Annotated in this window: 12 protein-coding genes; 1 reads left to right on the forward strand and 11 read right to left on the reverse strand. The window is 61.0% G+C overall.

The window, feature by feature from the left end; translation table 11 throughout:
- Positions 1–119: 119 nt before the first annotated feature.
- The 6 genes from ACQZ5N_RS04245 to odc2 form a co-directional block, all read right to left on the reverse strand.
- Complete coding sequence (locus tag ACQZ5N_RS04245; protein ID WP_448732193.1) at positions 120–818, reverse strand: OmpW/AlkL family protein; 699 nt, start codon at positions 816–818, stop codon at positions 120–122.
- Positions 819–1,128: 310 nt separating this feature from the next.
- On the reverse strand, positions 1,129–2,424 hold the full coding sequence (locus ACQZ5N_RS04250; RefSeq protein WP_080820717.1) for an MFS transporter: 1,296 nt from the start codon (positions 2,422–2,424) through the stop codon (positions 1,129–1,131).
- An 89-nt stretch (positions 2,425–2,513) separates the two neighbouring features.
- Entirely contained in the window at positions 2,514–2,915 is a 402-nt protein-coding gene (locus ACQZ5N_RS04255) for a MarR family winged helix-turn-helix transcriptional regulator (RefSeq protein ID WP_020813347.1), read from the reverse strand.
- 95 nt (positions 2,916–3,010) lie between these two features.
- Complete coding sequence (locus ACQZ5N_RS04260) at positions 3,011–4,252, reverse strand: MFS transporter (protein WP_448732194.1); 1,242 nt, start codon at positions 4,250–4,252, stop codon at positions 3,011–3,013.
- A 203-nt stretch (positions 4,253–4,455) separates the two neighbouring features.
- A complete protein-coding gene (locus ACQZ5N_RS04265; protein WP_448732195.1) occupies positions 4,456–5,025 on the reverse strand; it encodes a GNAT family N-acetyltransferase in 570 nt (189 codons plus the stop codon).
- A 249-nt stretch (positions 5,026–5,274) separates the two neighbouring features.
- Positions 5,275–6,408 (reverse strand): ornithine/lysine decarboxylase, encoded by a 1,134-nt coding sequence (gene odc2 / locus ACQZ5N_RS04270; protein WP_035261035.1) that lies wholly within the window; start codon positions 6,406–6,408, stop codon positions 5,275–5,277.
- A 537-nt stretch (positions 6,409–6,945) separates the two neighbouring features.
- On the opposite strand from odc2, the gene ACQZ5N_RS04275 reads away from it, so the two are divergent.
- A complete protein-coding gene (locus ACQZ5N_RS04275) occupies positions 6,946–7,839 on the forward strand; it encodes a LysR family transcriptional regulator (protein ID WP_003523361.1) in 894 nt (297 codons plus the stop codon).
- A 165-nt stretch (positions 7,840–8,004) separates the two neighbouring features.
- On the opposite strand, the gene ACQZ5N_RS04280 is transcribed toward ACQZ5N_RS04275, so the two are convergent.
- From ACQZ5N_RS04280 to ACQZ5N_RS04300, 5 genes are all read right to left on the reverse strand, one after another.
- Positions 8,005–8,958, reverse strand: coding sequence for a substrate-binding domain-containing protein (locus ACQZ5N_RS04280; protein ID WP_020810860.1), 954 nt, complete (start codon positions 8,956–8,958; stop codon positions 8,005–8,007).
- 72 nt (positions 8,959–9,030) lie between these two features.
- The gene (locus ACQZ5N_RS04285) at positions 9,031–10,032 is read right to left on the reverse strand and encodes an ABC transporter permease (protein WP_020810859.1); all 1,002 of its coding nucleotides are present in this window, start codon (positions 10,030–10,032) and stop codon (positions 9,031–9,033) included.
- A 50-nt stretch (positions 10,033–10,082) separates the two neighbouring features.
- Positions 10,083–11,606, reverse strand: coding sequence for a sugar ABC transporter ATP-binding protein (locus tag ACQZ5N_RS04290; RefSeq protein WP_448732196.1), 1,524 nt, complete (start codon positions 11,604–11,606; stop codon positions 10,083–10,085).
- A 193-nt stretch (positions 11,607–11,799) separates the two neighbouring features.
- Positions 11,800–12,420, reverse strand: coding sequence for a TetR family transcriptional regulator (locus tag ACQZ5N_RS04295; protein WP_020810857.1), 621 nt, complete (start codon positions 12,418–12,420; stop codon positions 11,800–11,802).
- 118 nt (positions 12,421–12,538) lie between these two features.
- A complete protein-coding gene (locus ACQZ5N_RS04300) occupies positions 12,539–15,673 on the reverse strand; it encodes a multidrug efflux RND transporter permease subunit (protein WP_448732197.1) in 3,135 nt (1,044 codons plus the stop codon).
- Positions 15,674–15,683 lie beyond the last annotated feature (10 nt).

The raw sequence follows: 15,683 nt of genomic DNA on the forward strand, positions 1-15,683 counted from the left end.
AGAAAGAGCTTCACCAGGGGCGCAAACGCCTGCGGACGGCCGGGGCTCTTATGCCCGTGGCCGTCCCTATAGCCCAGAAAGCGCCGCCCGTCAAAGGCGGCGCTCAGCCGATCCGGTGATCAGAAGCGATAGGTGATACCCGCGCCGATCAGCCATGGATCGAGCTTCGCCTTGCCGCTGATCGGTGTGCCGCCGAGTTCCGCCGTCCAGTCGGTCTTGAGGAAGATCTTCTTCACGTCGAAGTTCACGCCCCAATGCTCGTCCAGCATATAGTCGAAACCGACCTGCACGGCTGCACCGACCTTGTTCTTGACGTCGAGATTGCTGAAACCGGGCTTTTCCGTCTGATTATAGAACAGCGAATAGTTCACGCCCGCGCCGATATAGGGCTTGAAAGCGCCGAAATCGGTGAAGTGATATTGCAGCGTCAGTGTCGGCGGCAGCAACCACGTCTTGCCGACGGGCGTGCCGGCCAGCAAACCCTCGCCATTGATCTTGGCATAGGTGGTGCCGAGGATAAGCTCTGCGGCGAAGTTTTCGGTGAAGAAATAGCTGATGTCGAGTTCCGGGATCACGGTGTCCGAATAGGACAGGCCCGCTCCCGGCAAACCGTCGACGCTACCGCTATCATGGGTGATGACGCCGAGGCCGCGCACGCGCAGCATCCACGGGCTTGCCGCCGCAATCGCCTCTTCGGCGGTGGGGGCCGGCGCTGCCTGGGCCAGATCGGCGGCCATGGCATTGGCGGATACCAGCATGGCCGCAACACCGACTGCGACACTGGCAAGCAAGGCGGTTTTTTTGTTTCTGTTCGTCATTCCATCTCTCCTATAGCGCACCGCAGCCGGGCAAGTCCCCGGAACCGGCTGATGACGGCGGGCTTTCGCGAATCTTCGCCTGCCGCAACCGCTTGGGGCCACTATGACGAAGGGAGAGACGGGCCGATTGAGATGGATCAAACCGGGACCCCGATCATGGATCGGAACGATTAACCGACAAGCATTGTGACAATTACGCAACAAATGCCATCCAGCGATAGAGAAGCGGATGCACAACGCGCCCGGCAGATGCCGGAAAAATACGAAAAAGGCCTGCATTTGCAGGCCTCCTTCCAGTGCATCACCTCTATCACGCGGCCTGGGGCGTCAGGGTTGCGGAACCCGGCTTGCGCAGAAGCAGAACCGAGACGGCCGCGATCATGCACATCAGACCGGCAATCTGCAGCGCGGGCATATAGGTATCGAAGTCGCTCTTGAAGAAACCGGCGCCAAAGGCGGCGGTGGCGGCTCCCAGCTGATGGCCGGCAAACACCCAGCCGAAAACGAGACCCGCCTTTTCGCGACCGAAATTCTCGGCAGCGAGCTTCACCGTCGGCGGCACGGTCGCCACCCAGTCCAGACCGTAAAAGACGGCGAAGACCGAAAGCTCCACGAAGCTGAACCCCGAGAATGAGAGGTAAAGCAAGGACAGGCCGCGCAGACCGTAGAACCAGAACAGCAGGAAGCGATTGTCGAACCGGTCGGAAAGCCAGCCGGCGAAGATCGTGCCGAAGAAATCGAAAATGCCGATCACCGCCAGCGTGCCCGCCGCCGTCACCGCAGCCATGCCGAAATCGCCGCAGATCGAAATCCAGTGTGTCTGGATGAGACCGTTGGTCGAAAGCCCGCAGACAAAGAAGGTGCCGAAAAGCACCCAGAATACCGGGTTGCCCGATACGCTCTTCAGGGTCACCAGCGGCGATACCAGTGTGGCGAGAAGATTGTGATCCTGCTTGACCGGCTTTGCCACCGCCGTCTCGCCATAGGCCGGCAGGCCGACATCGGCAGGATGGTCACGCATCAAAAGCAGGACGAGGACCATGGCGGTTGCGATTACCGCAACGGACAGGGTCAAGGCGGTTCGCCAGCCATAGGCTTCCGTCAGCGCCGCCAGCAGCGGCAGGAAAACCAGCTGACCGGTGGCGTTGCTCGCCGTCATGAGGCCGATCACCAGTCCGCGACGCTTGGAAAACCAGCGTGTCGCCACGGTGGCGCCCAATACCAGCGCGGTCATGCCGGTGCCGACGCCGATCACCACGCCCCAGAGCAGCAGCAATTGCCATACCTCGGTCATGAAGAAGGAGGCGACAATGCCGCCCATGATCAGGGCAAGCGCGGTGGAAACCACCTGCCGGACGCCGAAATGATTCATGAAGGCGGCGGCAAAAGGCCCGAGCAGACCAAAAAGCACCAGCCTGACGGCCATTGCGGAGGAAATATCGGCAATATCCCAGCCGAATTCCTGATGCAGCGGCTGGATCATCACCCCGGCGGACCCCATCGCACCGGCGGTGGCCAGCATGGTCAAAAAGGTGGTTGCGGCAACGAGCCAGCCATAATGCAGATTTCTGCCGGCCATCCAGCTGGCGAGGCGTGTGGAGAGCATGTTCAAATTCCCTTTCCAGCGGCCGCGGCCGATATTTTACGGGTATATACCCTGTATTGCGGGCAGATACCCGCTTATGTCCCCAAAAATCACAGGGCTGCGAGCAGCTCCTGCAATTGTGCTGTCTTCTCAGGCCCAAGCCGGGCCTCGATTTCATCCTGCACCCCATCCCAGAGCGGCGCGCCCGCTTTCAGGATCGCGTGGCCTTCCTTCGTCACGGTCAGCATCGCTTCCCGCTGATCCTCGCCGTGACCGATGGCCACCAGACCCATGCGCGCCAGCACCTTGGCGTTGCGGCCGACAGTGGAGCGATCCAGTTCCACCCTCGCGGCCAGATCGGTCAGCGAGACAGGCGCGGTGCGATTGATATTCCGCAACAGACTGAACTGGCCGATATTCACGCCAAGCGGCGCCAGGGCCTCGTCATAATAGGACGAAACCTTGCGGGATGCTTTGCGCAACAGGATGCAATGGCAACTATCGTTTGGCATTTGTCTCGGGTATATACCCGTAAATTTCTGTGCGCAAGAGGCATGGAGCGCGATGAGGCGATAAAACGGCCGGCAGGTCACCGCGCAGGAGGGCGTCAAAAGCGCAGTCGGAAGAAGCCATAAACGGCCAGAACCGCGCAGATAAAGGCTCCGACCAGATAAGGCATATGCAGTGCCGCAATGCGGCCGACCCCCGGCTCGGCAAAACTAACCAGTATGCCGGCGGCAAACGCGCCAAACGACATCGCCCCCCAACCGAAAAACCGATAGACGGAATTGACGCGCCCAAGCAGCTCATCCGGAATAAGCCTTTGCCTGTAGCTGACGGTCACCACATTCCACAACATGCCCGCTGCGGCCTCGAAAAACAGGCCGGTCGCAACCAGCGGCACGGAGGCCGACAGGCCGAGAACCAGATTGAACAGTGCAAATGCGCAAAGCGCCAGAAAGAGGCTTGCTCTCGCCCCCAGTTGGCGGGCAAACCATGGAGAGATCAGCCCGCCAAGAACGCCGCCCGCAGCGCCGCATGTCAACAGCACGCCATAGGCGGTCGCGGATAGATTGAGCACCTCCTGCGCATAGAGAACGAGGATCGTCATTCCCCCGACAAATACGGCGTTGATTGCTCCCAGCATGATAGCCAGCCGAAGGATCATGGTATTGCGCCGCATCCAGCCAAGTCCTTCCTGCAATGCGGGCCAGAAAGAAACGGGGCTGGAGGGCCTGCGCGGCGGCAGCACGACGAGCCAGATCAACGCCGCCGAAACCCCATAAAAACCGGCATCGAAACCGAAGGGAATGGCGATGCCCGCCGCAATCAACAGGCCGGCCAGCGGCAGGCCGATGAACTGGCCAGTGATCTGTTCGGCGCTCCACATCTGGCCATTGGCATGTTCAAGATCACCCGGCGCGACAAGTGAAGGCAGAATCGTCTGAGCCGCATTGTCCCGAACGACCTCGGCGCAGCCGAACAGGAAGGCTATTACCGCCAGCGAAAAAATCGCTGCCGAACCAGATTGCGTCGGCAATGGCGGGTTTGTGGTAGCGGAGATCATCGCGACGGCGCATACCATCAGCGCCAGCCGCACCATGTCCGCCCGCACCATCAGCAGACGCCGGTCGCTTCGATCCGTCCAGACACCGACCGGCAGTGCAAAAAGCAGCCAGGGCAGCCGTTGCGCCACCGCGATCATGGAAATCAGCAGCGGATCGCTGGTCAGCAAGGTGCCTAGCCATGGTATCGCCACCATCGAAATACCATCGGCAAGATTGGATACGGCGCTCGCGGAGAATAGCAGGCGGTAGTCGCGATTGGTTCGGAGTAGAGCTGCCTGCATGCCTGATCCCCTGCTGCTGAAATCACGCCGGAGCAGACATAAACTGTCGCAATGGCCAAAGAGGCAATTGCGACCCTATCGCCGCCGAACCGGTATCGCATCCGATTCCGCAGCCTCGCATGAAAGAATATTTTGCAGCAATACAATTTCGCTGGATCGGCTCCGGCCACCCGGCCGGAGCACGAAATCAACGGTTGACGGTCTCAGGCAAACAGCCTGCGGCCGCTTGCCACCAGCAGGCCGGCAGCGCCTTCAAGCCAGCCGGATTTCAGTTCCAGCGCCAGGAAACGGCTGCGCTCGAACGGGCCGGGCATGATGAGGTGCTGGGCCTTGTCGGCGAAAAAGCCGAAGCGCTCGTAATAGGGCGCATCGCCAACCAGAAGAACGGCGCCGTGGCCACGCTTGGTGGCTTCGGCAATGGCGGCGCGCATCAGCGCCGAGCCGATACCCTTGCCCTCATGGGCGGCATCGACGGCCAGCGGGCCGAGCAGCAGCGCTTCGACGGCGCGGCCTTCGCGCGAGATGCCGGCCTCGACGTTCCAAAGGCGCACCGTGCCGATGACATGGCCGTCCTCATCGCGGGCGACAAGCGCGAGGCCTTCGGCCGGAACGCGACCGGCGCGCAGCTTTTCGGAAGACTTGCGGCGGCGGCCGGCGCCCATGGCGCGGTCCAGCAGGTTCTCACGGGCAACGACATCGCCCGGATTTTCCTGATCGACATGAAATGTCTGCGGCGTGAAAAATGCCCGTACCGAATTCAAAAGAGCGGCCATCCTTGGCCTCCCGTCACACTACCGCCCACACGCGGCCCTTGATGAAAAATTGGTGGAGCCGTTCCGGCCCGCCGACACGCTTTCCTCGGCTGGAAGAGGTGCAGCAAGCAGGGATTTGCGCATCAGCACAATCGGCAGGGCCGGAACGGAAGCTTGGTCGAGACGCCGCCCTGCTCAGCGGACGGCACTCGGACTTTTAAGAAGCATCGGATTTTCCGAAAACCGCGTAACGCTTTTCGGTTCGATGCTTTAGATGACGTAGGCCTTCAGCGGCTCGAAACCGTTGAACGCGACCGCCGAATAGGTGGTCGTGTAAGCGCCCGTGCCTTCGATCAGAACTTCGTCGCCGATGGTCAGCGAGACCGGCAGCGGATACATGTTCTTTTCATACAGCACATCGGCACTGTCGCAGGTCGGGCCGGCCAGAACGCAGGGCTCCATCTCGTCCTGATCGCGTGTCGTGCGGATCGGGTAACGGATAGCCTCGTCCATCGTCTCGGCGAGACCGCCGAACTTGCCGATGTCGAGGAACACCCAGCGGTGGTTGTCATTGTCGGACTTGCGCGACACCAGAACTACTTCCGCCTTGATGACGCCGGCATTGCCGACCATGCCGCGGCCCGGCTCGATGATCGTCTTCGGGATCTGGTTGCCGAAGTGCTTGCGCAGCGCCGTGTCGATCGCCTGGCCGTATTCTTCGGCAGCCGGAACGTCGCGCAGGTACTTGGTCGGGAAACCACCGCCCATGTTGACCATCTGCAGGTGGATGCCCTGCTTGGCAAGCGAAGCGAAGACGCGCTTGGCATCGGCAAGTGCGGCATCCCATGCGTCGAGATTCATCATCTGCGAACCGACATGGAAGGAAACGCCGTAGGATTCGAGACCCAGCTGATGTGCGTAGACGAGAACGTCGACAGCCATCTGCGGAACGCAGCCGAACTTGCGCGACAGCGGCCATTCGGCACCTTCGCCATCCGTCAGCACGCGGCAGAAGACGCGCGCGCCGGGAGCGGCACGGGCAACCTTCTCGACTTCCTCATGGCTGTCCACGGCGAAAAGATCGATGCCGAGCGCATGGGCGCGTGCAACATCGCGTTCCTTCTTGATGGTGTTGCCGAAGGAGATACGGTCGGCCGTCGCACCGGCATCGAGCGCCATCTGGATTTCAGCCACGGAGGCGCAATCGAAGTTGGAGCCGAGCGAAGCGAGCAGCTTCAGGATTTCGGGAGCCGGGTTTGCCTTGACGGCGTAATAGATGGCGCTGTTCGGCAGGGAATGCCGGAAAGCGTTGAAATTGTCGCGCACGACGTCGAGATCAACCACGAGGCAAGGGCCTTCGGGACGTCGGGTCTTGATGAAGTCGAGAATGCGTGCAGTCGTCATCGATGTATTCCCTGTTAAACCGGCTCCGGAAAAATCCGGAGGACAAAGGACGCTCGAGATATGCATTCGAATCAGCCGGTGGAGGCGCAGAATCGATAGCATACGCTCAAGGCGCGAATGTGAACGATGCCCTGCCAGAGCATCATTCGGCTTTGTCTGCCATGGATTGGAGGGAATGACCCGACCGCACTTCAGGCAATGATGGTGTGCCTCTTTAGTACCCCGGCTGATGGAAAGCCGGCAGAGAACCAGAAAGGCCCGCACCGTCGTTGCTTCGTATGTCCTCGCATTTTCCGGTTGGCCGGAATAGCGACTGGAGGGGTTAGTTCCAGGTACCTTACCTAAATCCTCACCACATCGAGGAATCGGCGGACACACATGGGCACGTGCGACTTTGGGCAGCACGGGAAATAAGAATATTCGCAGTCATAATCAAGAGGATTTTTTCACCAAAGAGCGGATTTTTTCGGCAATGAATTAAGGGTTGAACAGTCCGCCCTCGCCGTTCAATTATATGGAACGAACTGGAGGATTTTCATGGACACGCTCACCCGCATCCGCGCCTTTATCGATGTCGTCGAAGCGGAGGGTTTTTCCGCCGCTGCGCGCAAGACGGGGCGTTCCAAGGCGCTTCTGTCCAAATATGTGCGGGAACTGGAGGACGATCTCGGCGCGCTGCTCCTCAACCGCACCACCCGGCAGTTTTCTCTGACGGAAGCCGGGCACACCTATTACCGCACCGCTTCCGATATTTTGAAGGAGATCGACAATCTCGCCGATCTGGTGCGCGAAAAGAATGCCGATCTGAAGGGCAAGCTCAGGATTTCCGTTCCCCGCACCTTCATCGATGCCGATGTCGGCCAGAGCCTGATCGACTTCGCCAAGGAAAATCCGGAACTGTCGCTGGAAATCGTCGCCGAGGACCGGTTCGTCGACCTGATCGAGGAAGGTTTCGACCTTGCGGTTCGGATAACCCGGCTGGAGGATTCGGGCCTCATCGCCCGCAAGCTCTCCGATTTCCGGGTCTACGCGGTGGCGACGGCGGATTTCGTGGCGCAGCACGGGCCGCTCGACGGACCGCAGGATTTCTCCCGCGTTCCCTTCATCATCGACACCAATACGCGTTTCCACAATACAGTGCGCTATCTCGAGCCGGATGGCGGCTCGAATTCGGTCACCATCAGCGGGCCTATCGAGGTCAACAGCCCGCAGGCAACGCTGCGCGCCGCCCGCGCCGGCCTTGGCATTGCGCTGGTGCCCGATTTCATCGCCAGACCCTATATCCAGTCCGGCGAGCTGGTGACGCTGTTCGACGATTTTATTTCCAAGGACAGGGGTATCTATGCGGTCTATCCGCATCGCCGCTACCTGCCGGCCAAGGTGCGCAGCTTCGTGGATTATCTCTCGGCGTGGTTCAGGAAAAACGGGTGAAGGGCCGGGCGGCATTCGCCGAGCGTCCCTCCGTCATGCCGGACTTTATCCGGCATCCAGTACGGAGTGGGGATGCAGCCGTCTCGCCAAATCCAAACCTCGGCAAACTTTTAGCAGCATCGACGCCCGCGTTTCAGCGGGCGTCGCATGGCAGAAGCCAGTTCGTCAGAACGGCGAATCCGGGAAGTAGAACTGCTCGGCATTGTCCTTGGTGATGAGCGTCGCATCGAGGATATATTCACCCGCGACCGGCACCTGATCGTAGAAATGCCCAGCCGTCAGCTGCATGGCTGTCGCCACCATCGCCGGCGGGTAGAGCACATCGACCGGCACCAGCTTGTCGCCATCCATGACCTTCTTGATCATGTCCTTGGAACCGGCGCCCGCAACGATATACTGGATATCGGTGCGTTTCGCCTGCTGGATGGCTTCCAGCACGCCGATAGCCATGTCGTCATCCTGACACCAGACCACGTCGATCTTCTTGTACTTGGTCAGATAGTCCTGCATCACGCGGAAGGCGTCGTCGCGGTTCCAGTTGCCGTATTGACGGTCGAGAACCTTGACGCTGGAACCCGCGATACCCTTGTCGAAACCGTCCTGCCGCTGCTGATCGATCGGGATCGGCAGGCCGCGAATGACCACGACTTCGGCGTCAGGCGTCGTCTTCTTGATGTATTCGCCGGCCACCTGGCCAAGTGCGGGGTTGTTGCCGGCAACATAGAGATCGCGGATGGAATTGTCGTTGACGCTCGGCGCGCGGTCGACCAGCGCGACGAAGGTGCCCTTGTCCTTGATCTCCTTGATGGCGTTGACCAGCGGATCGGGATCGGACGGCAACACGACCAGCGCATCGAGCCCCTGCACGGCAAGGTCCTGCAGCGCATTCGCCTGATTGGCGGCATCCGGTGACGTCTTGACGATGACATTGAGCCCCGGATGTTCCTGCATCAAAAGCTTCGCCACACGCTCGGCATGGTAGACGACGCCCGCCGTCCAGCCATGGTCGGCCGCTGGAATGGATACGCCGATGGTGACCTTCTTGTCCTGCGCATGCGCTGAAGCGGCAAGCACCGTGGCCAGCGCGGCAAAGGCCACGCCGATGAATTTACTACGCATAGTCTCTTTCCTCCCAAGACCGGGGCGTTCCTCCTTCGACCGCGCCTGCCCCACATGGCGCGGCGTGATACGTCACCTGCGGCTGAGCGAACGCTGCACCAGCATGGCGATGATGATGATGGCCCCCTGAATGGCGCCGATCAGATATTCGCTGACGAAGTTCGAGAGGATCATGATGTTGCCGACGATCTCCAGAATGAAGGCGCCGCAGATCGTCCCCCAGATGCGCCCTACCCCGCCCCTCAGCGCCGTGCCGCCGACCACGACGGCGGTGATGGCCTGCAACTCCCACAACATGCCTGTGGTGGCCGAAGTGGAAGCGAGGCGCGGCACGTAAAGCAGCACCGCAACGGCGACACACAGCCCCTGCACCACATAAGCGATGGTGCGCACCCGCGCGACCGAAATGCCGGAATATCGCGCCACATCCTCGCTCGACCCTACTGCGGTCAGATGCCGCCCGTAACGGGTGCGGTAAAGCACGAAGGCGGCTATCGCAGCGGTGACGAAGATGACGATGACCGGCACCGGCACGCCCAGAACATTGCCGAAATAGACCGGACGATAAAGCGTCTGGATTTCCGGATTGCGCAGCGTGATCGCCCCGCCCTGCGACAGCCATGTGGTCAAGCCGCGATAGATGCCCATGGTGCCGAGCGTGGCGATGAAGGGTTCGATACGGCCGATGGTGGTGATGAGGCCGTTCGTCAGCCCGCAGGCAGCCCCGATGGCGAGCGCCAGCGCCATGGCGGTGAGCAGCATCAAAAGCGGACTGGCGATGACGCCGCTATTCATGAACAGGATCATCAGGCTGGCGACGAAAGCCACCATCGCGCCAACCGAAAGATCGAGCCCGCCCGAGGTGATGACGTAAGTTGCGCCGAGCGCGATGATGGCGATGAAGGCGCTGCGGGTGATGACGTTCAGGAGATTGTCGATGCCGATAAAATTGGGATTGGCGATGGTGCCGAGAACCAGCAGCAGGGCCAGCGCCACGAAAGGCGCGACGGCGCGCAGGTCCCAGTCCTTCGAGGTCTTCGGCGTTTTGCCGTTGTCAAATGCGGCCTCAGTCATGTTTCCCCTCAGTCTCTTTTGTCAGGCCATGTTTCCCGGCACACGGGCGCTCAGGCGGGTTCCTGCGTATGAACGCCCGTCGCCAGCGCCACGATGTCGTTTTCGGTCATGCGCTCACCCGTCACCTCGCCGACGATCCGGCCCGACCGCATCACCAGAATGCGGTCGCAGATGCCGATCAGCTCCGGCATCTCCGAGGAAACGACGATGATCGAGCGCCCCTCATCCGCGAGCCTGGCGATGAAGCGGTAAATCTGTTCCTTGGTGCCGATATCGATACCGCGCGTCGGTTCGTCGATGATGACGATGGACGGATCGATGAGCATCATCTTGGCCAGCAGCAGCTTCTGCTGGTTGCCGCCGGAAAGCTGGCCCGCCAGCAGATCCTTGCGGCCGGTGCGGATGTCGAAATCGCGGACAGCATCATCGAGCGCCGCCGTTTCCCGGCGGGTATCGATCTGGAACAGCCGGCTGAATTTCTTCAGCGAAGCAAGCGTGAGATTGACACGCAAATCCTTGGTAAGCAGCAGGCCCTTGCCCTTGCGATCCTCGCTCAGATAAACGATGCCGGCCTTCAGGCTGTCTTCCGCCTTTGCGAAATGCACCGGCCTGCCGTGGTGTCGCACCGTTCCCCGACCGGCGCGCAGGCCGAGTATTCCTTCCATGAGCTCCGTTCTGCCCGCGCCGACCAGACCGGCGAAACCGAGGATTTCGCCCCTGCGCAGGCTGAAACCGGCATCCTGAGCATAACCCGGAACAGTAAAACGCTCCACCTGCAGAACCGGCTCGTGCTCGCCGCCGGCGGCGCGGTCCGGATAAAGCTTGGCGACATCGCGCCCCACCATCAGCCGCGCCATATCGGCAGGCTCCAGCGCCGATGCCGGATGGGAGGCGACCAGCCTGCCGTCTCGCAGAACCGTCACACGGTCGGCGATCTCCTTCACCTCCGGCAGACGATGCGAAATATAAAGCACGGCCACGCCTTTCGCCCGGATGTCCCTGATGACATTCAGCAGCGCATCCGTTTCGATGGGCGTAAGGCTCGCCGTCGGCTCATCGAAAATCACCACACGATGCGGCACGAGCAGCACACGGGCGATCTGCACCAGCTGCCGCTGGGCAATCGACAGGCTGCCGACAATGGCGTCCGGATCGATCGTAGCGCCGAGATCGGCGATTGCCTTGCGGGCGCCGGCGCGCATGGCGCGGTCGTCCACCATGGCGCCCCTGCGCACTTCGCGGCCGAGATAGATGTTCTGCGCCACCGTCAAATCCGGGGCCAGCAATATTTCCTGATGCACGAGAACGATGCCGCGATGTTCGGCATCCACCGGACCGCTCAGCGTAACGGCGTCGCCATCGATGCGGATTTCGCCGCCTGACGGCTTTTCATTGCCGGCCAGCAGCTTCATCAGCGTCGACTTGCCGGCGCCATTCTCGCCAATGATCGCATGGACCTCACCGGCGCGCACCGCGATCTCTATATCCTTGAGAACCTGTACCGGCCCGAAAGACTTGGACAGCCCAACCGTCCGGATAAGGGCGTGGTCTGGAGATTCGTCAGTAAAAGCCATGTGCCGTCACCGGAATCCGGCGTGAACGGACGGCGCTTGCCCCTTGATTTTATCTGAAACGACCATCTGCGAACTCCTCCCAAAGCTCGAGGAAGAAGCTAGCCTTCGTTTTGAGGTACGTAAAGCAAATTTCGCTGGTGTTTTAGAATACACTCAAATTTGACCGCCGCGCCGGGTCTGGGAAATCCGGTCGCTATGTCGGGGAGCGTCGAAAAGCCTTCATGAGACGATGCACCGCTTCCGCACCCTCATTGGCCAGATCGAAACGCTTGCCGAACAGCAGCCAGTCCGAGCACATGCCTTTCAGCAGCCAGTAGAGCGCCCCGAGCGCGGACTCGGCTGTCCAGTTATCGTTGAAAGCCCCTTCCGCCTGCGCCCGTTCGAAAGCCTCCTCGAGCAGCCGCTTATGGTAACGGTCCAGTTCCTCCTGCGCGCGCAGCACGGGGGCGAATTCATCGGAATAATTGGTGCGCAGGCTGATGGTCATGATGCGCTGGCGCTGTTCGTCTTTTGAAAGAAGCGAAAGCCAGTTGCACGCGGCGTCCTCGATCTTGGCCAGCAGCGCCTCCCCCTTGAGGTCCGGATCGCCGAAATCGAGCAGGTCCGATTCCGGCAGCGCCACCGATTCGTAAAGGCCGATGAAAAGGTCGCTCTTGCTGGAAAAATGCCAGTAGATCGCCCCGCGCGTAACGCCGGCCGCAGCCGCCACCTCATCCAGAGAGCTGTTGGCCACGCCCTTCTTGAAGAACACCCGCTCGGCAGCGGCAAGGATCGCCTGACGCGTCTCTTCTGCCTCGGCCTTGGTTCGGCGCATGCTGATGTCTCCTTCCAGTCGCGGCACGGCGCTTTCGCACCGTGCCTTGTTTGCGATGCCGGGCTGTCAGTCAGATGAACGCATTCACGTGACTTTTCGCCCAGCCGTCACACCCGTTTTATTCCGCCGGCGATACCGCGTCAGCAGCAATCTCATTCTCCTTCTTCCGATCCCCGAAAATCTTCATGACGAAGACGAAGAAGACGGGAACGAAGAAGATCGCGAGGATCGTCGCCGAGATCATGCCGCCGAGCACGCCGGTGCCGATAGCGTTCTGGCTCGCCGCACTGGCGCCCGAAGCAATCGCCATCGGCAGCACGCCGAGCGAGAAGGCGAGCGACGTCATCAGGATCGGCCGGAAGCGCAGGTGCGCCGCCTCCACCGTCGCATCATAGGTGGATTTTCCTTCCGCCCGCAAATCCTTGGCGAATTCGATGATCAGGATCGCATTCTTGGCGGACAGGCCGATGATCGCGACGAGGCCTACGAGGAAATAGACGTCGTTCGGCATGCCGCGCAGCATCACTGCCGCCACCGAGCCGATGACGCCGAGCGGCACCACCAGCATGACGGAGAGCGGAATGGACCAGCTTTCGTAAAGTGCTGCCAGCAGCAGGAAGACGAACAGAACGCTGAGCCCGATCAATGCCGGCGCCTGCGACCCGGACTGGATTTCCTGCAGCGACTGGCCGGTCCATTCGAAACCGAAGCCGCTCGGCAACTCACCCGCTAAGCGCTCCATTTCGGCAATGGCGTCACCAGACGAATAACCGGGCGCGGACTGGCCGCCGATACGGACCGCCGGATAGCCGTTGTAACCGACCACCTGCGAGGGACCGCGCACCCATTCCACCGTGGCGAATGAGCTAACCGGCACCATGCCGCCATTGGCATTGCGGACGTTGAGGTTCAGGAGATCCTCCGTCTTCATGCGCTGGCCCTGTTCCGCCTGCACCATCACGCGCTGCATGCGGCCGGCATTGGGGAAGTCGTTGACGTAGGACGACCCCATATTGGCCGAGATGGTGGCGTTGATGTCGCTGAAGGTGACGCCGAACGTATTGGCCTTCTCACGGTCGATGATGAGATTGACCTGCGCCGCATCCGGCATGCCTTCGATGCGAAGGCCGGCAAGGATGGGGCTCTGACGGGCGGCGGCCATCAGTTGCGCACCGGCGGCGCTGAGAGCCGCCTGTCCCGCGCCCGAACGATCCTGCAAGCGGAAGGTGAAGCCGCTGGAATTGCCGAGGCCCTGGATCGGTGGCGGCGACAGCGCAAACGACATGGCGTCCGGAAGACCCCACAGCTTGGCGTTGACGCGCGCCGATATGGCGGCGGCGGAATCGTTCGGTCCGCGTTCGCTCCAGTCTTTCAGGGTGGCGAAGGCGAGACCCGCATTCTGGCCGGAGCCGGAGAAGGAGAAACCCGAAACCGCAATCACACGATCCACCGCCGGCTCTTCCATGAAGATCTTTTCGATCTGCTGGATGGATTGCAGGGTGCGGTCGCTGCTGGCTTCCGCCGGCGCCTGAATGTCGACGATCAGATAGCCCTGATCTTCGTTCGGAAGGAACGAGCTCGGCAGTTGCATATACGCCCAGCCAAGACCGACCAGCAAAGCCGCGTAGATGACCATGAAGCGACCGGAACGCTTGATGATGCCGCCGACGGACGAGGAATATTTGTGCGACGCCTTGTCGAAGCCGCGGTTGAACCAGCCGAAGAAGCCTTTCTTCTCATGGTGTCCGGCCTTGATGGGCTTCAGAAACGATGCGCAGAGCGCCGGCGTGAGCGACAAAGCAAGGAAGCCCGAAAACAGGATCGACACCACCATGGTCAGGCTGAACTGCTGATAGATGATGCCGACGGCGCCCGGGAAGAAGGCCATGGGCACGAACACGGCGGTCAGCACCAGCGTGATGCCGATGATCGCGCCGGAAATCTGGCCCATCGCCTTGCGGGTGGCCTCCTTGGGCGACAAATGCTCTTCCGCCATGATGCGCTCGACATTCTCGACGACGACAATCGCGTCGTCCACCAGAATGCCGATGGCGAGAACCATGGCGAACATGGTCAGAACGTTGATCGAGAAACCCGAGACATACATGATGGCGCAGGTGCCGAGCAGCGCCACGGGCACCACCAGTGTCGGGATGATGGTGTAGCGGATATTCTGCAGGAAGACGAACATCACCACGAAGACGAGGATGATCGCCTCCACCAGCGTGTTGATCACCTTCTGGATCGAGATTTTCACGAAGGGGCTGGTGTCATAGGGAATTTCATATTCCAGACCCGGCGGGAAATATCGGGACAGTTCCTCCATGGTGGCGCGAACGCCCTCGGAGGTCTGCAGCGCATTGCCAGTGGGCGAAAGCTGCACGCCGATGGCGGCGCTCGGCTTGCCGTTCAGGCGGCTCGAGAAGTTATAGCTTTCGCCGCCCACTTCCACGCGTGCGACATCGCGCAGCCGCACGGATGAGCCGTCCGGATTGGCGCGCAGCACGATGGAGCCGAATTCTTCCGGCGAGGTGAGCTGACCCTGCACATTGACGGTTGCGGAAATCTGCTGACCGATGGGATTTGGCGATGCGCCGATGCGGCCGGCGGCAACCTGCGAATTCTGCGCCTGAATGGCGCCGATGACGTCGTTCGAGGTGAGGCTGAGGCCCAGCATCTTGTCCGGGTCCATCCAGATGCGCATGGAGCGCTGGGTGGCGAAGAGCTGCGCGCTGCCGACGCCGGGAACGCGGCGCAATTCGCCGAGCACATTGCGGCTGAGATAATCGCCGAGACCGATGGCGTCCGTGTTGCCGTCGACGGAGGTGAGCGCCACCATCATCAGGAACGACGTGCCCGCCTGCTCCACGCGCAGGCCCTGCTGCGTCACCGCCTGCGGCAGGCGGGGTTCGACGCGCGCAATGCGGTTTTGAACCTCCACCTGGGCTTCACCGATGTTGGAGCCCGGCGCAAAGGTAACGTTGATGGAAATGCGCCCCGAGGATTCCGACGTGGATTCGAAATAGATCAGGCCTGGAACGCCGTTCAGCTCTTCTTCGATAGGACGCGTGACGCTCTGGTAAATATCCTCCGGCGACGCGCCCGGATAGGTCGTCGAGACAGAGATCTGCGGCGGGGCGACATTCGGATATTGCGCAATCGGCAGCATGGGAATGGCGAGCAGGCCCGCCAGCATGATGAAGATGGCGACGACCCAGGCAAAAATGGGCCGATCGATGAAAAAACGTGCCATGAAATCGGTC

The organism is Agrobacterium sp. 22-221-1, from assembly GCF_053522445.1.